The sequence below is a fragment of the Aquibium carbonis genome (assembly GCF_003970795.1).
Taxonomy (GTDB): Bacteria; Pseudomonadota; Alphaproteobacteria; order Rhizobiales; family Rhizobiaceae; genus Aquibium; species Aquibium carbonis.
Genome location: NZ_RWKW01000048.1, coordinates 58,579 through 83,319 on the forward strand (window position 1 = coordinate 58,579; position 24,741 = coordinate 83,319).

The following is a 24,741-nucleotide window of genomic DNA, read 5'->3' on the forward strand; positions in this document are numbered from 1 at the left end:
AAGGGAGGAAACCATGACCATCGCCGAGAGACTGCCGAAGATGCAGACGGTGCGCGGCTTTTCCTTCAACGCCGATCTTGAGGGACCCGGACCATTCTACTTCGACGGCTGCGATACGCTGGTCAAGCTGTTCAGGCAACGCTGCCAAGAGCTCAAGACGAAGGTGGCCCACCGCGAAAAGGATTACGGGATCTGGCTGTCCTACACGTGGAACGACTTCTATGAGCACGCCCGTCTGATCGGGCTCGGTCTGGTGGCGCTTGGTTTGAAGCGCGGCGAAGTGGTGTCGATCCTGTCGGAAGACAATAAGGAATGGATCTACACCGATCTCGGCGTGCAGTCGGTTGGCGGCATATCCTCGGGCGTCTACACGACCGACTCGGCCAAGCAGCTTTCCTATCTCGTCAACGATTCCGACAGCCGTTTTCTCTTTGTCGAGAGCGACGAGCAGCTCGACAAGTACCTCTCGGTCAAGGACCTAATGCCGGGACTTTCCAAGGTCATCGTCTACGACCGGGAAGGACTGCATGACTTTTCCGACGACAAGGTGATTTTCCTTGACGATCTCTACCGTATCGGGCGCGAGTTCCTGAAGACGAACCCGAACCGGTTCGACGAGGAGATCGCCAAGTCCGACCCGAAGGACACGGCTATTCTCGTCTATACCTCGGGCACCACCGGGCCGCCGAAGGGCGCCATGATCAGCCACGAGAACATCATCGTCTCGGTCATCGGATCTGTGCTGACTTTGCCGGTCGAGGACACCGACGAACAACTCTGCTTCCTGCCGCTCTGCCACATTTTGGAGCGGCTGATCAGCGTGTTCACCCCGATCGGCCTGCGCTCTACGGTGAACTTCGCGGAGAGCACGGAGACGGTTTTCGACAATCTGCGGGAAGTCTCGCCGCACGTCTTCACGGCCGTCCCGCGCGTCTGGGAAAAGGTTTACTCCCGCATCACCATCATGGCCAACGAAGCGACTGGAATCGGCAAATGGGCCTACAAGCGCGCGCTCGCGGCTGGGCGTTCTCGCGCCGAAGCGCTGGAGAACGGCGACCCCGTGCCGGTCACGACCTGGCTTTCCTACGCGTTCTGGGACTTCATGGTGCTGAAGAACCTGCGCCGTATGCTCGGCTTCGAGCGGCTGCGCCGTGGAACCACGGGGGCCGCGCCGATCTCGCCGGACCTGCTGCGCTGGTACAAATCCGTTGGCATCACCGTGCTCGAGGGCTACGGAATGACGGAAAGTTCCGGCGTCATCTCGGTCAATCTGATGGAGAACTACAAGACCGGCAGCGTCGGCCCCGCGGTGCCAGGCGGCCAGGTCCGCATCGCGCCCGACGGCGAGATCCAGTACAAGGGCGGCAACGTTTTCAAGGGCTACTGGAACAAGCCGGAAAAGACCGCCGAGACCATCAGCGAGGACGGGTGGCTCAGGACCGGTGATGTCGGCAAGATCGACAATCGCGGCTTCCTCTATGTCACCGGCCGCGTCAAGGACATCATCATCACCGCAGGCGGCAAGAACATCACTCCGGCCGAGATCGAGAATCGCCTCAAGTTCTCGCCCTATATCTCCGATGCCGTCGTGATCGGTGACAAGCGCAAGTTCCTGTCCTGCCTGATCATGATCGACCAGGAAAACGTCGAGAAGTTCGCACAGGAACGCCGCGTGCCGTTCAACGACTTCCGCTCGCTCTGCGCGGCGCAGGAGGTGCGCGACCTGATCGGCGGCGTCGTCGCCGAGACCAACAGCGAGTTCGCTCGCGTCGAACAGATAAAGGACTTTCGCTTGATCGATGTGTTGCTCACCGCGGAAGACGAGGAGCTCACGGCCACGATGAAGCTTAAGCGCAGTTTCGTCGAACAGAAACACAAGAAACTGATCGACGATATGTATGGCCAGAATGGCCATGCCGGAAACTGAACAACCAGGAGGAAACTGAAATCATGAAGTCCATCATTGGAAAGAGTTTGCTCGCCATGGGCCTTGCGTCCGGAATGGCCTCTGCCGCCCATGCCACGCAGGGCGTCACCGACACCGAGATCGTCATCGGTTCGAACGGCGACCTGTCCGGTATCTTCGCCGCGTTCAACGTCGGCGCCATCAAGGCCGCACAGCAGGTTTTCGAGGATGTGAATGCCAAGGGCGGCATCAACGGACGTAAGATCCGCTTCGTCGTCGAGGACCACGGCTACCAGGTGCCGAAGGCGGTGCAGAACTTCAACAAGCTGGTCAATTCCGATCGGGTCTTCGCGATGATCCTCAATCTCGGGACACCGCACAATATCGCAGGATTCCCGATCATGCAGTCCAAGCAGGTGGCCAATGTTGGCCCGCTGACGGCCGCACGCCAGATGCTGGAAGGCGACATCACCTACAAGTACGCCGGCTTCTCGTCGTACTACGACCAGCTCCGCGCGGGGGTTCAGTACCTCGCAAAGGAGAAGGAAGCGAAGCAGGTCTGTGCGATGTACATCCCGTCAGACTTCGGTAAGGAGATCGAGGAGGGCGCCAAGGACGAGGCGGAGGCGCTCGGGCTGACCTGGGCGGCCGAAACCACCCACAAGCCCGACGAGCAGGACTTCGTCGGTTCGATCCAGAAGCTGCGCGAGGCGGGCTGCGACATCGTCGCCACTGCGCTCGGCGTGCGCCAGACGATCGTCGCCTTCGGCACGGCCAAGAAGCTCGGCTGGACCGACGTGTCGTTCATCGGCTCTTCCGCTGGCTTCAACACCGCCGTTGCCAAGGTTCCGGAAGGGGTGACCGAGGGCTACTACGCCGCTGCGGGCTGGTCCGATTTCGAGGACCGTCTGGACAATCCGGAAGTGAAGGCTTGGGCCGAGAGCTTCCAGGCCTTTGCCGGTCAACCGGCCGATACGGCGGCGCAGCTCGGCTACAGCGCTGCAATCACGTTGGTGAAAGGTCTGGAAGGTGCAGGCAAGGACTTGACCGCGGAGAGCTTCAAGGCGGCCATGGAAGCGACCAAGTATGATGATGTGATCAATGATGTGCCGATCGACATCGGCGAGGATCACCAGGGCGGCAACCTGATCATCATCTCCAAGATCGACGGCGGCAAGTGGATCGAGGTCGGCCGCATCGACCCCGCCCAGTCGCAGTAAGCATCGAATACACCTGGGAAAGGGGCCGGCGGAGGGATCCGCCGGCCCTTTTTTCGTTGGTTGCAACCTAAGCCCAACGGCGCGGGAGCGACAGACGGCCCTTGCGCCCGCACCATGACGATGGTTTAGGAACGCGTCCGTTCGCAGGTGCGAAGGGGCCGCGCATCCACGCAACCAGGTTTCACACGCATGATCCGTCTTGAAAGCATCGGCAAGCAGAACGGCAAGCAGATCGTCTTCATCGAGGCGTCGGCGGCCATCCAGCGCGGCGAGAAGGTCGGACTCGTTGGCCCCAACGGGGCGGGCAAATCGACGCTGTTTCGCATGATGACCGGTGAGGAACTGCCTGACGAGGGCCAGGTTTCGGTCGATCGCGGCGTGCGCATCGGCTACTTCAGCCAGGATGTCGGCGACATGGCCGGCCGTAGCGCGGTCGTCGAAGTGATGGACGGGGTTGGACCCGTCAGCGCGCTGGCAGCCGAAATGGCCGAGCTCGAGGCCGCCATGGGCGATCCGGACCAGGCCGACCGGATGGACGAGATCATCGAGCGCTATGGGGAGGTGCAGGCCACGTTTGACGAGCTCGACGGCTACGCGCTCGACGGGCGGGCTCGCGAGGTGCTGGGCGGGCTAGGCTTCAGCGACGAGATGATGAACGGCGATGTCGGAAAGCTTTCCGGCGGCTGGAAGATGCGCGTCGCGCTGGCGAAGATCCTGCTCATGCGGCCGGATGTCATGCTGCTCGACGAGCCGTCGAACCATCTGGACATCGAAAGCCTGATCTGGCTCGAAACCTTTCTGAAGGGATTCGATGGGGCGCTTGTGATGACGTCGCACGACCGAGCGTTCATGAATCGGATCGTGTCGAAGATCATCGAGATCGATGGCGGCGCGCTGACGTCCTATTCTGGCGACTACGAGTTCTACCGCCAGCAAAGGGCGCTCGCCGAAGTACAGCAACAAGCGCAATTCGAGCGACAGCAGGCTATGCTGGCCAAGGAAATTGCCTTCATCGAACGGTTCAAGGCGCGTGCGAGCCATGCGGCCCAGGTCCAGAGCCGCGTCAAGAAGCTCGACAAGATTGACCGTGTCGAGCCGCCGAAGCGGCAGCAGACGGTGCGCTTTGAATTCCAGCCGGCGCCGCGCTCGGGCGAGGATGTCGCTACGCTCAAGAATGTCCACAAGAGTTACGGCTCACGCCGAATCTATGAAGGGCTGGATTTTCAGGTCCGCCGGGGCGAACGCTGGTGCGTAATGGGCGTGAATGGTGCCGGCAAGTCGACCCTGCTCAAGCTCGTCGCTGGCGCTTCTGAGCCCGACGGGGGGACTGTGTCGCGCGGTCCGAGCGTGAAGATGGGATATTTCGCGCAGCACGCGATGGAGTTGCTAGACGGAGAAGCGACCATCCTCGAATGGCTGGAGGATTCCTTCCCCCAGGCCGGGCAGGCGCCGCTGCGGGCACTGGCCGGCTGTTTTGGTTTCACTGGCGACGAAATCGAGAAGAGGTGCCGTGTGCTGTCGGGCGGGGAAAAGGTTCGGCTGGTCATGGCCCGCATGCTGTTCGATCCGCCGAACTTCCTGGTGCTTGATGAGCCGACCAATCATCTCGACATAGCCACCAAGCAGATGCTGATCGAGGCGCTCGCGCGCTACGAGGGCGCGATGCTGTTCGTCAGCCACGATCGCCACTTCCTTGCTGCCCTGTCCAACCGTGTCCTGGAACTGACGCCGGAGGGGATGCAGGCCTATGGCGGCGGCTATGTCGAGTACGTCGAGCGTACCGGCCAGGAGGCGCCAGGACTGAGGAACTGACCGCCGGCGCGCGGGCTTTTCGGTTAGTTTCCATCTACTCCCCAGGAACCGGCGATGGGGCCGGTTTCCGGGCCGCTTCGATCTCCCTTTGGAGCCGGGCCTCCTCGTGGGCCTTCGGTGTCACGAAACGGCCGAGGATCAGATAGGCCACCGGGGTCAGGAACAGCGTCGACGCGGTGGCGAGGCCAAGGCCGCCCACGATAACCCAACCCAGCGCGATACGCGCTTCCGCGCCAGCACCCGCAGCTAGCACCAGTGGCAGACCACCGACGATGGTGCAGATCATTGTCATCATGACCGGACGAAGGCGGATATTGGCCGCGTTCTCGATCGCCTCTCGCACGCCCATCCCTCGATCGCGCAACTGGTTGGCGAATTCCACGATCAGGATGCCGTTCTTGGCCATGATTCCCACGAGCAGCACTAGGCCAATCTGGCTGTAGACATTCATGCTCGTGCCGGTGAGCAGCATGGCAAAGATCGCACAGGCAAGGCCCAGTGGAACGGTCGCCATGATGATGACGGCGGAAACGAAGCTTTCGAACTGCGCGGCAAGCACCAGAAGAATGATGACGATGGCAAAACCGAACGTGCGCGCCATCGACGAGGATTGTTCGCCAAGCGTCGCTGCCTCCGCGAGCGGGATGATTCGAGATCCGACCGGGACATGCGGCTCGGCGATCTGCTGTGCGACGCGGAAGGCATCACCGAGCGCGAAGTCGGGCGCCAGCGCCGATGTGATTGCTACCGACCGGAGTTGCTGTTCCCGGTCGAGCCCCGGCGGCACCGCCTGTTCACGCAAGGTCGCTATGGTGGAAACCGGCACGAAACGACCATCGCCTGTGCGGATGAATATATTCTCGAGATCGGTCGGGTCGTTGATCGGGTTCGCCGTAGAGACGATTTTGACGTCGAAAGAACGGTCGTCGATGAACACTTGGCCGACCTGTCGTCCATCCAGCATGGCCTGCATGGCGGCGCCTAGGCCATTGATCTCGATGCCTAGGTCCGAGGCGCGTTCGCGATCGATCGAGACCGAGAGCTGCGGCTGGGTGGCGTCGGTCGAGAGGCGCGGCTGGCTGAAGCGCGGGTCGCGCTCCAAGTCGGCGACGATCTTCTGTGCCGCTTCGCGTAGATCGCCGTAATTGTTCCCGGCGACCGCGAACTGAAGGCCGCTTCCGGCGCCCCGGATGCCAAGGCTGTTGGGCTGAAACGCAAAGGCGCGCACGCCAGGTACGTTCTGGACGATGCGGCTGATATCAGAGATGATTGCCTGCTGCGACCGCTCGCGGTCTCCCCAATCAGCGAGGCGCAGGACCATGAAGCCGCTGTTCGTCGAGCCGCCTGACCCAGCGATGGAGAAGGTGCTGGTTACCTCCCCTGAGTCGCGAAGTGGTTGGATCAACGTCTCGATCTGCCGCATCTGCTGGGCGAGATAGTCGAGGCTGACCCCTTGGGGCGCTGAAATTCGCAGGAAGGCCTGGGAGCGATCTTCCGCAGGCGTCAGTTCGGATTTGATGGTGGGGTATAGGCTGCCCGCGAGGGCGGCAAACAAAATCGAAACAGCGACAACCACCATCGGCGCGTTGAGGCAGGCACGCAGCATGCGTCGATAAACGCCCGAAAGCGCAATGCCGGTCTTGGTGATCAGGCCGTTCGGCTTTTTGCTCTCGCCCTTGCTCTCCTTGAGGATTCGCGATGCCAACATGGGGCACAGCGACAGGGCAACGAGCGATGAAAGGAATACGGCGATGGCGAGGACGAATCCGAATTCGCGGAACAGGCCGCCGGTTTGGCCCGGGAGAAACGAAAGCGGCACGAACACGGCGATGAGCGTCGCGGTGGTAGCGATGACAGCGAAGAACACCTCGTCGGTGCCCAAAACAGCGGCCGCGCGAGGTCCCATGCCCTCGTTGCGTCGACGCACGATGTTTTCTAGCACCACGATTGCATCGTCGACCACCAAGCCGGTCGCAAGAACCAGTGCGAGCAGGGTCAAGATGTTGACCGAGAACCCGACGAGGTAGATCGCGGCCAGCGTGCCTATCAGGGCGACGGGCATGGCGAGACCAGGGATGATGGTCGCGCGCCAGTCGAGGAGAAACACAAAGATGATCAGGAGCACGACGCTCACCGAAATCGCCAATGCGATCTCGACCTCGTGGATCGCGCCGGTGATGAATGTGGCATCGTCGCTGGTGATCTCGATGGCCATGCCTTCGGGCAGGTTCGCCTGAATGCGCGCGGCGGCTTCGCGCACCCCTTCCGAAATCTCCAGCGTGTTTGATTGCGCGGCACGGATGATGCCGAGGCCGATTCCGGCCTTGCCGTTGGCACGCAACTGCGATTGACCGATATCGGGTCCGAGTGTCACGGTCGCGAAGTCGCCCAGCCGCGCCCTGCGGTTAACGATCATGTTCTCAAACGCCTCGGGTGAATTCACAGAGGCGGTGGCGCGAACGATCAGGTCTTGGGTGTTCGAAGTCAGAGATCCGGCAGGCGTGTCAAAGGAAATCGAGGACAGCGCGCTCGTCAAATCGGCGACCGTCAGGTTCAGACTCGCCATCTTCCCCTGGTCGACATCGATACGGAAAATCTTGCTGCGATCGCCATAGACTTGAACGTCGGCGACGCCTGGCACGGCCGAGAACGCATCGACGATCTCATCTTCGACCAGCACCGTCATGTCCTCGACCGACATCCGGTCGGAGGTGAGGCCCAACCGAACCACAGCCTGTGCATTGGCGTCGGCCTTGACGATACGGGAAGCATCCGCATCCGCCGGAAGATTGTTGACGATTCGGCCGACAGCGTCACGAAGGTCCGACGCGGCGGTGTCGATCAGCACGTCATCACGGAACTCCACGGTCACGCGGCTCTGACCGAAGGAGGAAGAGGAAGAGATGGACTTCACGCCCGCTACGCGCGACACGGCGCCTTCGATGACACCGGTCACTTCCCGATCGATCGTTTCGGCGGCGGCACCGCTGAAGTCGGTTCGGATCGTTATGACGGGCTGGTCCACATCCGGTAGTTCACGGATTTCGACCCCGAAGAAGGCGGCGAGCCCTGCCACCACGATGAGCATGTTGAAGACGAAAGCGAGAACTGGCCGGCGCACAAACAGCGCAGTGATCCCTGCCTCCTGGTGACGGTCGCCGTTTGCATTCATATCGAATCTCCCGTCACGAACCGCCGGCGACTGGCAGAGACTGTGGCGCTTCGCTGCCACCACCGGCAATCCGGACCTCCGCGCCCTCGCGTACGACATGAAGCCCCTCGGTCACGACGGTATCCTGAAGCGTGAGAGAGGCATCGACGAGCACGCTATCGGTGTTGCGCTGGATGATGCGTACGGGAATGCGCTCGGCGCGGCCGCTGCGGATGGCCCACACGTAGGCGCCGTCGGTTCCCCACTGTACCGCGAGTGGATCGACGGCGGGATAGGTGTCGCCGGGAAAGCGCATGCCCACCTCGAACGCCATGCCGGCGCGCAGCCTGTCGTTCGAATTGGGCAGCCGAGCTTGAACGCGTAGCGTGCGGCTGTCCGTCTCGATGCGGTTATCGACGGCGCTGACGTTTCCCTGGAACACTTCGCCCGGTCGCGCGACTGACGCTGCGGTAAGCGAGGACCCTACGGTAATCATTCCGGCAAAGCGCTCCGGAACCCAAAAATCGACAAGTATCTCTGATCTGTCGTCGATCGTCGCGATCTCCGTCTGGGAAGTAACGTAGTTTCCCGCTGTGATCGGGAGTATTCCAACGACACCGCCGATCGGCGCTTCGATCGACCTGCGCTCCAAAGCCAGTTCGGCGTCGCGCAATGCAAGCCGCGCATTGTCGAGTTGCACCTCGGCGTCGGTCAACTGCACAGCTGTCGCCGCAGCTGAATTGCGCAGCGCCTGGAAACGCTCCACGCGCGCCTGTGCGTCACGCACGGATACTTGGGCTCGGTCCAGGGCGATCCGTTCAGCCTCGGAATCAAGGCGCGCAATGACCTGTCCCTGTTCTACGGTCGCCCCGGACTCGACCAGCAACTCGGTTAGGCGGCCGTTGGTGAAGGGCGTGACCGCGACGGATCGAACCGCTCGGCCCGTTCCGATCGCCGTTAGACGGTCGTTGATGGTGAGTTCGAGTACAGGCTCAGCGATGACCGCGGACTGTTGCCCGCCGAAGCCGCCACCGCCTCGATTTCCACCCTGTGCGGCCTGACCATTGCCCGCGGGCGATGCGTCGGGCGCAAACGGCACATTGCGGATACCAAGTCTCGCGAGGCTGTCAGAGGCGCCGGGATAAAATTGCAGCCATCCGATGAAAGCCGCCACGAGGACGACGAGGGTGAGCGCTGCCTGTTTCCAGATCGACATCCGGTACTCCGTTTCGAGGTGCCTTGCGTTGCGCGCCGGACCGTCGCCCTCCAAACCGCACACCGGGGCCCGCATTTCGCCGACCCCGACCACGCTTCTAGTTATTCATTATGTACATCATACGGCACGGTATGCACGCGGATCTGAATTAACGTTCTGTAATACGTGCCCAATTCCGCAGCGGATCAATAACCTGGTGACCTGCGGCTTCAGCCCTTTCTAAGCGTTTCCAGTTCCCGGATACGCGCGGCGCTTTCACTTTCCAGGCGACGGGTGAGTTCGCCGATCAGCGCCTCCGCGAAGACGAAGAGCGCGGCCGAAGAATCCCATGCCGATGGAACCGCGGTGCGGCCGGCCACCACGTGGCGCGCGAAGCGGGCGATCGGCGACAGCCACTGATCGGTGACGAGCACGATCTGAATGCCCCGCTTGTGCGCTGTCTCCGCGAGTTGCAGCAGGCTGTCCTGGTATCGCCGGATGTCGAATACGAAGAGCACGTCGCGTCGGCCCATGTCGATCAGCCGGTCGCGCCAGTTGCTCTCCTGGCCGGACAGGTGAAAGACGTCCCGCCGGATGATGGTGAGGTGAGCCGCCATGTACCGCGCGATCGGATCGGTGAAGCGGCCGCCGATCAGGTAGACGCTCGCCCTCGGGTTGGCGAGCAGCGCGACGAGCTCGTCCATCTGGCGCGGCGAGACGTGGCCAAAGGTTTCACGGATGTTGTCGAGGGTGGCGGCAAGCGTCGCCGGTTCGCCGTCTCGGGACACGGTCTGGCGCTCCGTTCGCGAAAGCGGCGACTGCAACTGCGCGGCGAGTTCGTCCTGGAGGCTGGACTGGAACTCGGCGTAGTTGTGGAACCCCAGGCGCGCGACGAACCGCAGGATCGTCGGGGAACTGACCCCCGCATGCTGGGAAAAGTCCGCCACCGTCTTCAGTCCGGCCAGCGGATAGTTCGCGATCAGCGTCTGGGCGGCACGGCGCTCGCCCGCCGGCATCGCATCCATGCGGTCGGTGATCAGTTCGGCGATGCTCGTGCCCATCCTTCCTCCTCCGCCGCTAATCCGGCACTTGCTTTCCCTGGGGGAAAAATGCGGTTTGACAAACCGGCGGACGGCGTATCAAATCATCCATGCAGGCGCAAAGATACAGAAAACGTAACAATCCATACAGCGCGCGGGGACTGGTCTGGGATGACGGCGGGGCTGTTGACGGAACGATCGGAGACGGCGCCGGTGCGCGTCGGCAACCCTGGCGCCGCCGGGCCGTTCGTGCTGATCTGCGACCATGCATCCAACCACATGCCGCACGAATACGGCACGCTTGGCCTGCCCGAGAGCGAACTTTCTCGCCATATCGCCTGGGACCCGGGGGCGGCGCCGGTTTCGCGCCTCATGGCCGAACGGCTGGATGCGGTGCTGGTCGAATCCGCGATTTCCAGGCTGATTGTCGACTGCAACCGTCCGCTTGACGCGCCTGACCTGATGCCGGCAATGAGCGAGACGACGGCGATCCTGGCCAACCGGTCGATCGCGGCGGACGAACGCGCGCAACGGATCGCGCTCGCCCACGCGCCCTTCCACGATGCGATCGAAGCCATCGTCATGGACAGGCTGGCGGCGGGCCAACCGACCATGATCGTCTCCATCCATTCCTTCACGCCCGTCTATCGCGGCGTGCCGCGTCCCTGGCATGTCGGCATCATTCATGACGGCGACGAGCGCCTGTCCGCGCCGATGATCGACGCGCTGGCGGCGATTGAAGGCGTGGTCGTTGGCGACAATCAGCCCTACGCGCCGGCCGACCGGGTGTACTACTCGCTCGAAAGACATGCGAGATCGCGTGAACTGCCTTGCGCGATGATCGAAATACGCAATGATGAGATCGGCGATGCGGCCGGCCAGGAACTCTGGGCCGGACGTCTTGCCGCCATACTGTCCGGCATCCAAGAACCGGGCGTCACCAAAAGGGAGGCGAGGGCGAACCGCGAGAAGGGAACCATCCTGCGTGCCTGAAGCCATCAAGACCTATGTCAGGGTCGTCGACCGGGCCAGCCACTGGATGGGCCTGTTCGCGATGTACCTCGTCTTCGCCATGATCGGCATCCTCGGTTATGCCTCGATCATGAAGGTTTTCTTCCTGCCCTCGCTCTGGACCGTCGAGATGGCCCAGTTCGTGATGGTCGCCTACTTCACGCTCGGCGGCGCCTACACGCTGAAGGAAGGCGACCATGTGCGGATGGACCTCGTCTATGGCCGCTGGAGCGTGCGCCGGCGCGCCGGCGTCGACCTCTTCACCAGCGTGGTCCTCATCACGTTTCTCGTGGTGCTGCAGATCGGCGGCATCTCCTCCCTGATCTATGCCTTCGAATACGGCGAAAAGAGCTTCTCGGCCTGGGCACCGAAAATGTGGCCGATCAAGGTGGTGCTGAACGTCGGCATCTTCTTCACCCTGCTGCAGGCGATCTCCCTGTTCTTCAAGGATTTGGCGACAGCCAGGGGAGAGCCGATCCAGTGAGCTACGAACTCATCGCTCTTCTTATGTTCTCCTCGATGATGCTGCTGCTCCTGACAGGGCAGCGGGTCTTCGCGGTGATCGGCTTCGTCGGGGCGGTCGCCGCCTATTTCCTGTGGGGGACGGGCGGGATCGAGATTCCGTTCACGGCCACGATCAAGGTCATGAAGTGGTATCCGCTTCTGACACTGCCGCTGTTCGTGTTCATGGGATACATGCTGGCGGAGTCCCGTATCGCCGACGATCTCTACAAGATGTTCCACGTCTGGTTCGGACCCGTGCGGGGCGGGCTTGCCATCGGCACGATCTTCATGATGGTGATCATCTCGGCGATCAATGGACTGTCGGTGGCCGGCATGGCTGTGGGCGCCACCATCGCGCTGCCGGAACTCCTGAGGCGCGGCTACGACAAGATCATGGTCACCGGTGTCATCCAGGCGGGCTCCTCGCTCGGCATCCTGGTGCCGCCGAGCGTCGTGCTCGTGCTCTACGGCATGATCGCGCGCCAGCCCGTCGGAAATCTGTGGATGGCCGGGGTCTTCCCGGGGCTGCTGATGGCCGCGCTGTTCATTCTCTACATCGTCGTCCGCTGCGCCCTGCAGCCGAGCCTCGGACCGGCCCTGCCGAAGGAAGAACGCGAAAACTACACGCTCGGCCAGAAGATCGCGCTGGCGAAGGCCGGGCTGATCCCGCTCGCGATCTTCATAGCGATGACAGGCCTGTTCCTGACGGGCGTTACCAGCCTGGTGGAAAGCTCCGCAGTCGGCGCAGTGTCATCGATCCTCGCCGCACTTCTGCGCGGCCGCCTTACCTTTGGCGTCCTGCACGGGACGACGCGCAAGACACTTGGCATCTCGGCGATGTTCTTCTGGATCATCACGGCCGCGCTGTGCTTTGGCGCCGTCTTCGACGGGCTCGGAGCGGTCCGTTCGATCGAGCGTCTTTTCCTCGGCGACATGGGGCTGGAGCCGTGGCAGGTGCTCCTACTGATGCAGTTGACCTTTCTCGGCCTCGGCATTTTCCTCGACGACACGGCGATGCTGGTGATCGTGGCGCCGCTGTTCATTCCGCTCGCCGGGGCGCTGGGCTTCGACCTCGTCTGGTACGGGGTGATGTACACCATCACCTGCCAGATCGCGTATCTGACGCCGCCCTTCGGCTATAACCTCTTCCTCATGCGGGCCATGGCACCGCCGGAGGTGAGCCTGACGGACATCTACAAGTCTGTGTGGCCGTTCGTCGGGATCATGCTGTTCACGTTGCTGATCATCGGGCTGTTTCCCGGGATCGCGACGTGGCTGCCCAACTACTACTATTCGAAGTGACGCGTGCAACGAGAAGGATGGGAACAATGATCAAGCAAAGCAGACGCGAGTTCATCAAGAAGGCAGGCCTCGTGACAGCGGGCGCGGCCGGCGCCACGACCCTCGCCGCCCCGGCGGTAATCGCCCAGGCGCCGATCAAGTGGCGCCTCCAGACCTATGCGGGCGCCGCGCTCGGCCCGCACGTGACCAAGCCTGCGGTCGACATGTTCAACGCCGCGGCAAAGGGCGAGATGGAGATCGAGCTCTACTACGCCGACCAGCTGGTGCCGACCGGCGAGCTCTTCCGCGCCATGCAGGCGGGAACGATCGACGCCGTGCACTCGGACGACGATTCCATGGCCGCGCCGGTGGAGATCTCCGTCTTCGGCGGCTACTTCCCCTTCGCCACCAAGCACATCCTCGACGTACCGGTGCTGTTCAACCAGTACGGCCTGGCCGACATCTGGCGCGAGCAGTACAAGGCCGCCGGCGGCGTCGTGTGGCTCTCGGCCGCCGGGCAGGACCCGTGCCATTTCAACACCAAGAAGCCGATCAACAGTCTGGCCGACCTGCAGGGCCTGCGCCTCTACACCTTCCCGACGGCGGGCCGCTTCCTGGCGCAGTTCGGCGTCGTTCCGGTGTCGATCCCCTACGAGGACGTGCAGGTGGCGGTGCAGACGGGCGAACTCGACGGCATGTCCTGGTCGGGCATCACCGAGGACTACACTGTGGGCTGGGCCGACGTGACCGACCACTTCACCACCAACAACATCTCCGGCGCATGGATCGGCTCCTGGTTCGCCAATGAGAAGAAGTGGGCGGATACGCCCGAGCACCTGAAGCAGCTCTGGCTTGCCTGCGTCGACGCCGGCCACACCTATCGCAACCAGTGGTACTGGGGCGGTGAGGCCAAGCTGCGCGCCACCGGCGACAAGTTGAAGCTGACCACAGTTCCGGCCGAGGAGTGGGCGCAGGTCGAGGCTGCGGCCATGACGTTCTGGGACGAGATCGCGGCCGAAAGCGAGATGAAGGCAAAGGTCGTCGCGATCTTCAAGGAATACAACGAGATCCTGCACAAGGCCGGCGGGGTCTATACGCAAGGCTGAGGCTGGCCCTATCGATCTGCGGCCCGGCGGTCTACGCCGGGTCGTCACACGTCAGACCGGCCGTGGGAGGCCGGCAACCCGCTCCGAGGACCACGAGAATGGCAGGCAATCTGAGTTTCGACGAATTGAAGGCGGAGATCGCGGCTGGCGAGATCGACACCGTGCTCGCCTGCGCGGTCGACATGCAGGGCCGCCTCGTCGGCAAGCGCTTCCTCGCGAGCTTCTTCGCCGAAAGTGCCCATGACGAGACGCATGGCTGCAACTACCTCCTGGCCAACGACATCGATATGGAGCCGGTGCCCGGCTACAAGGCAGCGAGCTGGGACAAGGGCTATGGCGACTTCGTCATGAAGCCCGACATGTCGACGCTTCGGCGCATCCCGTGGCTCGAGAAGACGGCGCTGGTGCTGTGCGACCTGCAGGACCACCACACCCATTCCGACCTGCCGCATTCGCCGCGCGCCATCCTGCGCAAGCAGGTCGCCCGGTTGAAGGAGCGCGGCTGGCTCGCCTATTTCGCCTCCGAGCTCGAGTTCTACCTGTTCGACGAGAGCTATGATTCCATTCGTGCCAAGCACTGGAAGAACCTTGCGACCGCTTCGCCCTACATCGGGGACTACCTGATCGGGATCACCTCGAAGGAAGAGGGCGTCATGCGCCGCCTTCGCAACGAGATGAACGCGGCGGGCATTCCGATCGAAAATTCGAAGGGCGAATGGGGCCCGGGCCAGGAAGAGATCAACGTGCGCTACGCCGAGGCGCTCGACATGGCCGACCGGCACGTGATCCTGAAGAACGGCGCAAAGGAGATCGCCGGCCAGATGGGCAAGGCCATCTCCTTCATGTCGAAGTACAATTACGACCTCGCCGGCAACTCCTCGCATATCCACAATTCGCTGTGGAGCGCCGATGGCAAGACGCCGCTGTTCTTCGACAAGGGCGCCGACTGGACCCTGTCGGAGCTGGGCCAGCAGTGGGCCGCCGGGCAGATCAAGTATGCCCGCGAATTCACCTGGTTCCTCGCGCCCTACATCAACTCCTACAAGCGCTTCCAGGCTGGCACCTTCGCGCCGACCAAGATCATGTGGAGCGAGGACAACCGCACCGCTGGCTTCCGTCTCTGCGGCGAGGGCACCAAGGGCATACGCATGGAGTGCCGCATCGGCGGCGCGGACCTCAACCCCTATCTCGCCTTCGCGGCGCTTATCGCTGCGGGGCTTGCCGGCATCGACGAGAAGCTGCCCTTGCAGAAGCCCTTTTTCGGCGACGCCTATCAGGCATCGCGCCTGCCGGAGATCCCCAAGACCCTGCGCGACGCCACAGAAACGCTCGCCAAGTCGAAGATGCTCAAGGCGGCGCTGGGCGAGGACGTGATCGAACATTACGTGCATACGGCCAAGTGGGAGCAGTTCGAATACGATCGCCGCATCACCGACTGGGAACTGCACCGCGGGTTCGAACGGTACTAGGTTTCGGGGTTAAGGCTGAAAGTGGTAGCCCAAGCCCAGAGATTTTCGCAGGAGCCGGAAGAACTCTAACGTCTCACGACGTGCCCCTGATCGGCGGCAACATCGACGGTGGCACTGGAAGAACGCTTCTGCGACATGCAACAAGACGACGAAGGCGCAACTCTCGCGCGGGTGCAATAGCTGCCGAAAGTCCACGCCTGCCATAATAAGCGGAGAACACCCTTGGAAACCGTGAAACTCACATCCCCCGTCGACGGATCGATCTATATCGAGCGGCCCGTTGCCACCGACCACGCGATCGATGCTGCCGTCGATCGCGCCAAGGCGGCGCAGGCCGAATGGTCCGGCGTGCCCATCGCACGGCGCGGCGAATACCTGCTCGCCTTCCTCGAGGCGCTGCTGGCCATGAACGACGAGATCGTTCCCGAACTCGCCTGGCAGATGGGACGCCCCGTCCGCTACGGTGGAGAGAAGGGCGGCGTCGAGGAGCGCACGCGATACATGGTGGCCTTGGCGGAAAAGGCGCTCGCGCCCTACGTGCCCGAGGACCGGCCGGGCTTCCGGCGCTACCTGAAGAAGGTGCCGCTCGGCATCGTCTTCGTCGTGGCGCCGTGGAACTACCCCTTCCTGACGGCGGTGAACACCATCGTGCCGGCGCTGATGGCGGGCAACGCCGTGATTCTCAAGCATGCCGCGCAGACGCTGCTGGTCGGCGAGCGCTTCCAAGCGGCCTTCGACAAGGCGGGCTTACCGAAGGGCCTGTTCCAGAACCTGGTCATGAGCCATGGCCAGACCGAGAGACTGCTCGCATCCGGCAAGGTCGACCACTGCAATTTCACCGGATCGGTGGCAGGTGGCCGGGCGATCGAAAAGTCCGCAGCGGGAACCTTCATGACACTCGGGCTCGAACTCGGCGGCAAGGACCCCGCCTACGTGCTGCCCGACGTGAAGCTCGACCACGCCATCGCCAACCTGGCCGAAGGCGCGTTCTTCAATTCGGGCCAGTGCTGCTGCGGCATCGAGCGCATCTATGTCCACGAGGCCGTCTATGACGATTTCGTCGAGGGGTTCATTGCCGAGAGCCGCCACTGGACGCTCGGCAGCCCGGTCGACACCGACACGGTCATGGGGCCAATGGCGCAAGCGCGTTTCGCCGACTACATCCGCGAGCAGAAGGCCGAGGCGCTCCGCAAGGGCGCGACCGCGCATCTCAACGTCAAGGACGAGCGAGACAGGGCCGGTTCGCCCTATCTGCCAGTCGAGGTGCTGACGGGCGTGAACCACCAGATGAGTGTCATGCGCGAGGAAAGCTTCGGCCCAATCGTCGGCATCATGAAGGTGCGCGACGACGAAGAGGCGATCGCGCTGATGAACGACAGCCCCTACGGACTGACGGCGTCCATCTGGTCGACCGACACCGACCATGCCGCCGCGATCGGCGATCGCGTCGAGACCGGTCTCGTGTTCATGAACCGCTGCGACTACGTCGATCCGGGGCTGGTGTGGACCGGCGTCAAGGACACCGGCAAGGGCGGCGCCATGGGCCTCGTCGGCTATGACAACCTGACGCGACCCAAGGGTTTTCATCTAAGGGAAAAGATCTGAGCCCCTGTTCGAGGTGCCACACCTGAGCGTATTTCCTCTGTCCAGACGGGCGGAGGGCAGGACGGCCACCATTCTTCTTTCGCGAAAAAGAACCCCGAGCCATGACCACTCTCGTCTCCAAATGGAACTATCCGACCACCGTGCGCTTCGGCGCCGGGCGTATCTCCGAACTGCCGGATGCGCTTGCCGTCACCGGCATCAAGCATCCGCTCTTCGTGACCGATCCAGGGCTGGCGAAGCTGCCGGTGGTGGCCGACACGCTGAAGATCCTGGACGCGGCCAAGATCCCCTATCGCGTCTTCTCCGAGGTCAAGCCGAACCCGGTGGAATCGAACCTCAACGCCGGCATTGCCGTGTTCAACGAAGGCGGCCATGACGGAGTCATCGCGTTCGGTGGCGGTTCAGCGCTGGATCTCGGCAAGCTGATCGCTTTCCAGGCGCACCAGACGCGTCCCGTCTGGGACTTCGAGGACATCGGCGATTGGTGGACCCGCGCCGATGCCGACAGGATCGCGCCGATCGTGGCCGTGCCCACCACGGCGGGCACCGGCTCGGAAGTCGGCCGCGCGGGCGTCATCACGCACGAGGCCAGTCATACCAAGAAGGTGATCTTCCACCCCAAGATGCTGCCGGCGATCGTCATCGCCGATCCGGCGCTGACCGTCGGCATGCCCAGCTTCATCACGGTCGGCACCGGCATGGACGCGCTGGCGCACTGCCTGGAAGCCTATTGCGCGCCGGGGTACCACCCAATGGCAGACGGGATCGCGGTCGAGGGGGTGCGGCTGGTACTGGAGAACCTGCCCAAGGCGGTTGCCGACGGCAAGGACCTGACGGCGCGCGCGCACATGATGTCGGCCGCCGCCATGGGCGCCACCGCGTTCCAGAAGGGGCTCGGTGCCATCCATTCGCTGTCGCATCCGATCGGGGCGCTCTACGACACCCATCACGGCATGACCAACGCCGTCTTCATGCCCTACGTGCTCGCCTTCAACCGCGAGGCGGTGGAAGAGCGCATCGACCGGCTGGCCGCCTATTGCGGCATCGCTGGCGGCTTCGACGGCTTCGCCGCGGTGATCCTGAAGCTGCGACAGGATCTCGGCGTGCCGCATACGCTGGGCGGGCTGATCAAGGACCTCGCCATGGACGACGCGCGCAAGGACCTGATCGCGGAGATGGCGATTATCGATCCTACTGCCGGGGGCAACCCGGTCAGACTGACCAAGGATGCCGCTCTGTCGCTTCTCGACCAGGCGATTGCCGGGTGAAGGATCGATAAACCCCGGGGTCGGCAAAGGATGTCGACACCAGATCGGTGGATGTCGATCAATTAGCCGGAGATGCAGCGATTCCGTTTGCCGTTGAACCCGCCAAAGGCTAGCTTTTCGGGGGCTCGTGCGGAAGATGGCGGCGGCATTCATCCAATTGTCACGGGACACCGGTAACCGCGACGCAGACGTCGTTCGACGTCACACCCTACGGAGAAGAAAAGATGATGAAACGCACGGGAACAGCACTTTCCATGACCGCAGCCATGCTGATGGTCTCCACGTCTATTTCGTCGGCGCAAGATCTCGCGGCGCTGGAAGCCGCGGCCAAAGCCGAAGGCATGCTCACCACGATCGCGCTGCCGCATGACTGGTGCGGTTATGGCGAAGTCATCGCTGGCTTCAAGGCAAAGTATCCCGAGATCACCGTCAACGAACTCAACCCGGATGCCGGCTCGGCCGACGAACTGGAGGCGATCCGCGCCAACAAGGACAACAAGGGCCCGCAGGCGCCAGACGTCATCGACGTCGGCTTCGCCTTCGGCCCGCAGGCCAAGTCCGAGGGGCTGATCCAGCCCTACAAGGTCTCGACCTGGGACTCGATCCCCGACAACGTCAAGGATCCGGAAGGTTACTGGTACGGCGACTATTACGGCGTGCTGTCCTTCGCCGTGAACACCGATATCGTCAAGGAACTGCCGACCGACTGGTCCGACCTGCTGAAGCCGGAATATGCCAACTCGGTGGCGCTTGCCGGTGACCCCCGTGCGTCGAACCAGGCAATCCTGGGCGTCCAGGCTGCAGGCATGGGCATGGGTGCCGCTGCTGGTGCCGAGGCGGGCGAGAAGGGCCTTGAGTTCTTCGCCGAACTCAACAAGGTCGGCAATTTCGTCCCGACGATCGGCAAGTCCGGCACGCTCGCGCAGGGCCAGACTCCAATCGTGATCTGGTGGGACTACAACGCGCTCTCCGGCCGGGATGCGCTCAACGGCAACCCGCCGGTCGAGGTCATCGTGCCGCAGTCGGGCGTGCTCGCCGGCGTCTACCTGCAAGCGATCAGTGCCTACGCGCCGCATCCGAACGCCGCGAAGCTCTGGATGGAGTATCTGTACTCCGACGAAGGCCAGCTCGGCTGGCTGAAAGGCTACTGCCACCCGATCCGCTTCAACGACCTCGTCGCCAACGGCAAGGTCCCGCAGGAGATGCTCGACGCGCTGCCGCCGGCGGAATCCTACGAGAAGGCCGTCTTCCCGACGCTCGAAGAGCAGGGTGCGGCCAAGGACGTAATCACGTCCAAGTGGGACAGCGTGGTCGGCGCCAACGTCCAGTAATCGCCCGTCGGGCGTCCGACGTCTCCCGCTTCGGCGGGGGACGTCTCTATCGAGGGGCAAAGAGGGGACAGTTCCCGCATGACTGACGCGAGCGCAGCGGCTCTTCCCGCGCCGCCACCGGCGCGACGAGCGCGGATTTCGTTCGCCTGGGTCGGCATCGTGCCCTTCCTTGCGTTCGCCGTGCTGTTCCTGATCATGCCGACGCTGCATATCGTGACGGGCGCGTTTCGCAATCCGGCCGGCGAGTTCACGCTCGTCAATATCGCCAACCTGTTCCAACCTTCCATCATTGCGGCCTACTGGATCTCCATCCGCATCAGCGTGGCCTCGGCCTTCCTCGGTTGCCTGATCGGTTTCATGCTGGCCTGGGCGGTGGTGCTCGGCGGACTGCCCGGCTGGGTGCGCTCGCCGCTACTGACGTTTTCGGGCGTCGCCTCCAATTTCGCGGGCGTGCCGCTCGCCTTCGCCTTCCTCGCCACCTTCGGCCGGCTCGGTCTGGTGACGCTGATCCTGCGCGACTGGTTCGGCATCAATCTCTACGGCATGGGATTCAACATCCTGTCGTTCGGCGGCCTCACGCTCACCTATCTCTTCTTCCAGATCCCGCTGATGGTGCTGATCGTAACGCCCGCGCTCGATGGCATGCGCCGCGAATGGCGTGAGGCTGCGTCGATCCTCGGCGCAACCAGCTTTCAGTACTGGCGCATGGTGGCGCTGCCGATCCTCTGGCCCACGCTGCTCGGCACCTTTGCATTGCTCTTCGCCAATTCCTTCGGCGCGGTGGCGACGGCCTACGCGCTCACCGGCTCGTCGCTGTCGATCGTGCCCATCCTGCTCTTTGCCCAGATCCGTGGTGACGTGCTGCAGGATCCCCATCTCGGCTACGCGCTCGCGTTTGGCATGATCGTCATCACCGGCATCGCCAACTTCGTCTACATCTGGCTGCGCGCCCGCAGCGAACGGTGGGTCAAATGAAGGCGAACCGCTTCTGGTCCTGGGCCTTCCTTGCGCTTGGCGTGCTCTACTTCGCCCTGCCACTGATCGGCACGTTCGAGTTTTCCATGAAGATGAGACGCGGCGTCTACAGCCTCGACGCCTACTGGGCCGTGCTCGCCGACCCGCGCTTCCAGGCGACCTTCACCTATTCGGTGATGATGGCGCTGGCCACGATCGTGGTGGGAGTGCTGCTGGTCGTGCCGACGGCCTACTGGGTGCGGCTGAAGCTGCCCGGCTGGCGGCCCTATCTCGAGTTCGTGACGCTGCTGCCGCTGGTCATCCCGCCCATCGTCATCGTCTTCGGCTACATCCGCCTCTACAACACCTCGTCGTGGCTGCCGCTGACGGGCACGGCGCTCGGCACCAACATCCTCCTGATGTTCGGATACGTCGTCCTGTCGCTTCCCTACATGTACCGCGCCGTCGACACCGGATTGAGAGCGATCGACGTGCGCACGCTGACCGAGGCGGCGGAGAGCTTGGGCGCCGGATGGTTGACGATCATGTGGCGGGTGATCCTGCCCAACGTGCTCGTGGCGGTCTTGTCGGGTGCCTTTCTGACGTTTGCGATCGTCATCGGCGAGTTCGTGCTGGCGGCGCTGCTCAACAGGCCGGCCTTCGGCCCGTATCTCCAACTGATCGGTGCCAATCGGGCCTACGAACCGGCGGCGCTCGCGGTCATCGCCTTCGCCATCACCTGGGGCTGCATGGCGCTGATCCAGGTCGTCTCCCGCTTCGCGCCGCGCGCGCCGACACAGCCGCACTAGAAAAGCAGGAACCCGATGTCCGACCAGTTTCTCTCCATTCGGCAGGTGCGGAAGGCCTTCGGCCCGACGGTCGTCGTTCAGGAGTTCAATCTCGACGTGAAGCAGGGCGAGTTCGTCTCGTTTCTCGGCCCGTCGGGCTGCGGCAAGACGACAATGCTGCGCATCGTCGCGGGCTTCGAGGAACCAAGCGTCGGTCAGGTCTTCATCGGCGGCAAGGACGTGACGCGCCTGAAGCCCAACCAGCGCAATATCGGCATGGTGTTCCAAGCCTACGCGCTGTTTCCCAACATGACGGTGGCGGGCAACATCGGCTTCGGCCTCAAGGTCGCCGGAAAGCCGGCTGCCGAGATCCGCTCGCGCGTGGCCGAGATGCTCGAACTGATCAAGCTGCCGGATTTCGGCAACCGCTACCCCTACCAGTTGTCGGGCGGACAGCAGCAGCGCGTGGCGCTGGCCCGCGCCATGGCGCCGCGGCCGCAGGTGCTCTTGCTCGACGAGCCGCTTTCCGCACTCGACGCCAAGGTGCGCGTGTCGTTGCGCGAGGAGATCCGGACCATCCAGAAGGAACTGGGCATCACCACCGTGTTCGTGACCCATGACCAGGAGGAGGCGTTGTCCATGTCGGACCGCATCGTGGTCATGTATGACGGTCGAGCCGAGCAGGTCGGCACGCCCTTCGAGATCTACAACCGGCCGGCGACGCGTTTCGTGGCTGGTTTCGTCGGCACGCTCAACGTGATCGAGGGCACGATCGCCGATCCGGCGGCAGGCGTCGTCACGATCGCCGGCGGCGAGATTTCGGTCGGAAACCGGGTCGCGGGTCGAAAGGCAGGCGAGGCGCTGTCGCTGGCGCTGCGGCCCGAGGCGATCGCACTCGGCCGCCGCGAGGGGCGGGATGGACTGGTGACGGGCACCATCCGCGAAGTGAGCTTCCTCGGTTCGGTCATCCGCGTGCGCGTCGACATGGGCGGCGCGCTGGTGTCGCTCGACACATTCAACAGCCCCGCCAGCCCGCCACCGGTGGCCGGCGAACGGGCCGAGATCAGCTTCTCGTCCTCGGACATGCTGATCCTCGACCGGTAGGCTGGGCCGTCAGTCGACGGATGGCGCCTTTTGCACGGCCGGATACCCGCATCGCGCTTGCATTCTCGCGCCGTTGAGGCCATTGAGCCGCGAAACCAGCCAATGGAGCCCGCGCAGGCGGGATGTCGCGCCATGACCAAGACGATCATCGCTCCTTCCATACTGGCGTCGGACTTCTCGCGCGTGGGCGAGGAGATCGAAGCGATCGACCGCGCAGGGGCCGACTGGATCCATCTCGACGTCATGGACGGCCATTTCGTGCCGAACATCACCTTCGGCCCGCCGCTGATCAAGGCCGTGCGGAATCGCACGCCGAAGATTTTCGACTGCCACCTGATGATCGAGCCGGTCGACCCCTATCTCGCCGCCTTCGCCGAGGCCGGCTGCGACATCATCACCGTTCATGTCGAGGCCACCCGCCATCTCGACCGGTCGCTGCAGGCGATCCGCGACCTCGGCAAGAAGGCCGGAGTCTCGCTCAACCCGTCGACGCCCGAGAGCGTGATCGAATACGTGCTCGACCGACTCGACCTCGTGCTCCTGATGACGGTCAACCCGGGGTTCGGCGGCCAGGCCTTCATTCCGGCGGTGGTCGACAAGGTCCGCCGCGTGAAGGCGATGATCGGCGCCCGCCCGATCGACATCGAGATCGACGGCGGCGTGACGGTCGAGACCGCGCCGCTGGTGGCGGCGGCCGGCGCCAACGTTCTGGTGGCCGGGTCGGCCGTTTTCAAGGGCGGCAGCGAGGCGGCGTACGCGGCCAACATCGCCGCCATCCGTGCGGCCTCCGATGGGGCGTTCGAGGAGGCGGCGTGAACGCCGACGGCCGCCCGCCACAGGACGGCCTGCCCGAGGCGGTGCTGTTCGACCTCGACGGCACGCTGATCGATTCCGTTCCCGACATCGCAGCCGCAACCAACGAACTGCTGGCCCACCACGGGCTGGAATCGCTCCGCGTCGACGAGGTGCGGCTGATGGTCGGCCACGGGGTGACGCCGCTGGTGCAGCGCGCCTTCGCGGCGCGCTCGGTGCCGCTCGACGGCGAAGCGCTCACGAGGCGTGTGGCCGAGATGATGCCGATCTACGGCCGCCATCTGGTCAACCTCACCGTCGTGCTGCCCGGCGCGTCCACGTGCCTGGAAACGCTGGCGCAGGCGGGCGTCAAGCTTGCCGTCGTCTCCAACAAGCCGATGCCGTTCACGCAGGCGATCTGCGACCACTACGGATTCTCCCGTCACCTGGCGGCCGTGCAGGGCGCCGTGGAGACCATGGCGAAGAAGCCGGCACCCGACATGCTCCATGCCGTCCTCGACGCGATGGGGGCGGGACGTGACCGTGCCGTCATGGTGGGCGACGGCGAAGCCGACGTGAAAGCCGCGCGCGCCGCCGGTCTGCCGGTCGTGATCCTGCGCGGCGGGTATGGCGCCGAGTCCGCCGAAAGCCTCGCCCCCGATCTCGTCGTCGACAGCCTCGCCGATCTCACGCCGGCGCTGCGGCGGCTGCACTCCCGCTTGTGCTGAACGTCAGGTCGATGCCGCCGGGGACCGGCGCAAACGCCCGCGACCGCCGTCGAACCGAGTTCGGGCGGGACATCTGCCGGTGGAGGCGACCATGTGCTCTCAGGAGGTGTCGCGCCGTCTCAGCGCGATGTGGGCGAGGTCGTTGGACTCCGCGAGGATGGTCTGGATCTCGCGTTTGGACTTTCGTCGCCAACCGGGCGGCCTGCCTGTGCGCAGCGGCGAGTATCTAGGATACCGTCGTACCCGCCTGGTCACCGGGATGAGCGCGGGATGGGCCACCTGCGCCCGCACTGGCGCGGCATTGGCCTTTTCGGCACGCGCGATCGCGGCGCGGTTGCGGGCCTGCCAGCGCCGGAAGCGCTCGGCCTCGCGTGGCAGGTCCTGAAGGGCGACGGCGAGCGCCTCGAACCGCAGCAACAACCGGGTCGCGTCGACCCGGTCGTCGGGCCGCAGCGGCGGCGGCCTGCGAGGCGTCT

The 24,741-nt window shown here is 63.7% G+C and carries 19 protein-coding genes and 1 pseudogene; 16 read left to right on the forward strand and 4 right to left on the reverse strand.

Features of this window, described 5'->3' with window-relative positions; genetic code table 11:
* Positions 1 to 13: 13 nt before the first annotated feature.
* The 3 genes from EJC49_RS13885 to EJC49_RS13895 all read left to right on the forward strand — a co-directional run bounded on the left by EJC49_RS13885 (position 14) and on the right by EJC49_RS13895 (position 4,938).
* Positions 14 to 1,927, forward strand: coding sequence for an AMP-dependent synthetase/ligase (locus EJC49_RS13885; protein WP_126700536.1), 1,914 nt, complete (start codon positions 14 to 16; stop codon positions 1,925 to 1,927).
* A 23-nt stretch (positions 1,928 to 1,950) separates the two neighbouring features.
* On the forward strand, positions 1,951 to 3,126 hold the full coding sequence (locus EJC49_RS13890) for an ABC transporter substrate-binding protein (protein ID WP_126700537.1): 1,176 nt from the start codon (positions 1,951 to 1,953) through the stop codon (positions 3,124 to 3,126).
* A 189-nt stretch (positions 3,127 to 3,315) separates the two neighbouring features.
* Positions 3,316 to 4,938, forward strand: coding sequence for an ABC-F family ATP-binding cassette domain-containing protein (locus EJC49_RS13895; RefSeq protein ID WP_126700538.1), 1,623 nt, complete (start codon positions 3,316 to 3,318; stop codon positions 4,936 to 4,938).
* Positions 4,939 to 4,972: 34 nt separating this feature from the next.
* Here EJC49_RS13895 and EJC49_RS13900 read toward each other — a convergent pair whose 3' ends face one another.
* From EJC49_RS13900 to EJC49_RS13910, 3 genes are all read right to left on the reverse strand, one after another.
* Complete coding sequence (locus EJC49_RS13900; RefSeq protein ID WP_126700539.1) at positions 4,973 to 8,110, reverse strand: efflux RND transporter permease subunit; 3,138 nt, start codon at positions 8,108 to 8,110, stop codon at positions 4,973 to 4,975.
* A gap of 13 nt (positions 8,111 to 8,123) precedes the next feature.
* Complete coding sequence (locus EJC49_RS13905) at positions 8,124 to 9,305, reverse strand: efflux RND transporter periplasmic adaptor subunit (protein ID WP_126700540.1); 1,182 nt, start codon at positions 9,303 to 9,305, stop codon at positions 8,124 to 8,126.
* Positions 9,306 to 9,514: 209 nt separating this feature from the next.
* Entirely contained in the window at positions 9,515 to 10,345 is an 831-nt protein-coding gene (locus EJC49_RS13910; protein ID WP_126700541.1) for a MurR/RpiR family transcriptional regulator, read from the reverse strand.
* A gap of 162 nt (positions 10,346 to 10,507) precedes the next feature.
* Here EJC49_RS13910 and EJC49_RS13915 point away from each other — a divergent pair, with 162 nt between their 5' ends.
* The 13 genes from EJC49_RS13915 to EJC49_RS13975 all read left to right on the forward strand — a co-directional run bounded on the left by EJC49_RS13915 (position 10,508) and on the right by EJC49_RS13975 (position 24,265).
* Positions 10,508 to 11,317 (forward strand): N-formylglutamate amidohydrolase, encoded by an 810-nt coding sequence (locus EJC49_RS13915; RefSeq protein WP_425358816.1) that lies wholly within the window; start codon positions 10,508 to 10,510, stop codon positions 11,315 to 11,317.
* Entirely contained in the window at positions 11,310 to 11,819 is a 510-nt protein-coding gene (locus EJC49_RS13920; RefSeq protein WP_170314712.1) for a TRAP transporter small permease subunit, read from the forward strand. The genes EJC49_RS13915 and EJC49_RS13920 overlap by 8 nt, the downstream gene beginning before the upstream one ends.
* A complete protein-coding gene (locus tag EJC49_RS13925) occupies positions 11,816 to 13,141 on the forward strand; it encodes a TRAP transporter large permease (RefSeq protein WP_126700544.1) in 1,326 nt (441 codons plus the stop codon). Before EJC49_RS13920 ends, EJC49_RS13925 begins: the two co-directional genes overlap by 4 nt.
* Before the next feature lie 26 nt (positions 13,142 to 13,167).
* Positions 13,168 to 14,226 (forward strand): TRAP transporter substrate-binding protein, encoded by a 1,059-nt coding sequence (locus tag EJC49_RS13930; RefSeq protein ID WP_126700545.1) that lies wholly within the window; start codon positions 13,168 to 13,170, stop codon positions 14,224 to 14,226.
* A gap of 98 nt (positions 14,227 to 14,324) precedes the next feature.
* Entirely contained in the window at positions 14,325 to 15,695 is a 1,371-nt protein-coding gene (locus EJC49_RS13935; protein WP_126700546.1) for a glutamine synthetase family protein, read from the forward strand.
* A 222-nt stretch (positions 15,696 to 15,917) separates the two neighbouring features.
* Complete coding sequence (locus EJC49_RS13940; RefSeq protein ID WP_126700547.1) at positions 15,918 to 17,300, forward strand: aldehyde dehydrogenase family protein; 1,383 nt, start codon at positions 15,918 to 15,920, stop codon at positions 17,298 to 17,300.
* A 101-nt stretch (positions 17,301 to 17,401) separates the two neighbouring features.
* Positions 17,402 to 18,568, forward strand: coding sequence for an iron-containing alcohol dehydrogenase (locus EJC49_RS13945; protein WP_126700548.1), 1,167 nt, complete (start codon positions 17,402 to 17,404; stop codon positions 18,566 to 18,568).
* A 224-nt stretch (positions 18,569 to 18,792) separates the two neighbouring features.
* Positions 18,793 to 19,899, forward strand: coding sequence for an ABC transporter substrate-binding protein (locus EJC49_RS13950; protein WP_126700549.1), 1,107 nt, complete (start codon positions 18,793 to 18,795; stop codon positions 19,897 to 19,899).
* A gap of 78 nt (positions 19,900 to 19,977) precedes the next feature.
* Positions 19,978 to 20,874: an ABC transporter permease gene (locus EJC49_RS13955; protein WP_126700550.1), complete on the forward strand. Its 897-nt coding sequence runs from the start codon at positions 19,978 to 19,980 to the stop codon at positions 20,872 to 20,874.
* Positions 20,871 to 21,662, forward strand: a complete 792-nt coding sequence (locus EJC49_RS13960) for an ABC transporter permease (protein ID WP_126700551.1) — start codon at positions 20,871 to 20,873, stop codon at positions 21,660 to 21,662. The genes EJC49_RS13955 and EJC49_RS13960 overlap by 4 nt, the downstream gene beginning before the upstream one ends.
* A gap of 15 nt (positions 21,663 to 21,677) precedes the next feature.
* Positions 21,678 to 22,745 (forward strand): ABC transporter ATP-binding protein, encoded by a 1,068-nt coding sequence (locus tag EJC49_RS13965; protein ID WP_126700552.1) that lies wholly within the window; start codon positions 21,678 to 21,680, stop codon positions 22,743 to 22,745.
* A 132-nt stretch (positions 22,746 to 22,877) separates the two neighbouring features.
* Positions 22,878 to 23,561 carry a ribulose-phosphate 3-epimerase gene (rpe, locus tag EJC49_RS13970; RefSeq protein WP_126700553.1) on the forward strand — a complete coding sequence of 228 codons (684 nt, stop codon included), beginning with the start codon at positions 22,878 to 22,880 and terminating at the stop codon, positions 23,559 to 23,561.
* On the forward strand, positions 23,558 to 24,265 hold the full coding sequence (locus tag EJC49_RS13975) for an HAD-IA family hydrolase (RefSeq protein WP_126700554.1): 708 nt from the start codon (positions 23,558 to 23,560) through the stop codon (positions 24,263 to 24,265). The genes rpe and EJC49_RS13975 overlap by 4 nt, the downstream gene beginning before the upstream one ends.
* 99 nt (positions 24,266 to 24,364) lie before the next feature.
* Here the strand turns inward: EJC49_RS13975 and EJC49_RS25675 are convergent.
* Positions 24,365 to 24,741 (reverse strand): annotated as a pseudogene (locus EJC49_RS25675) (hypothetical protein); the annotation flags it as partial.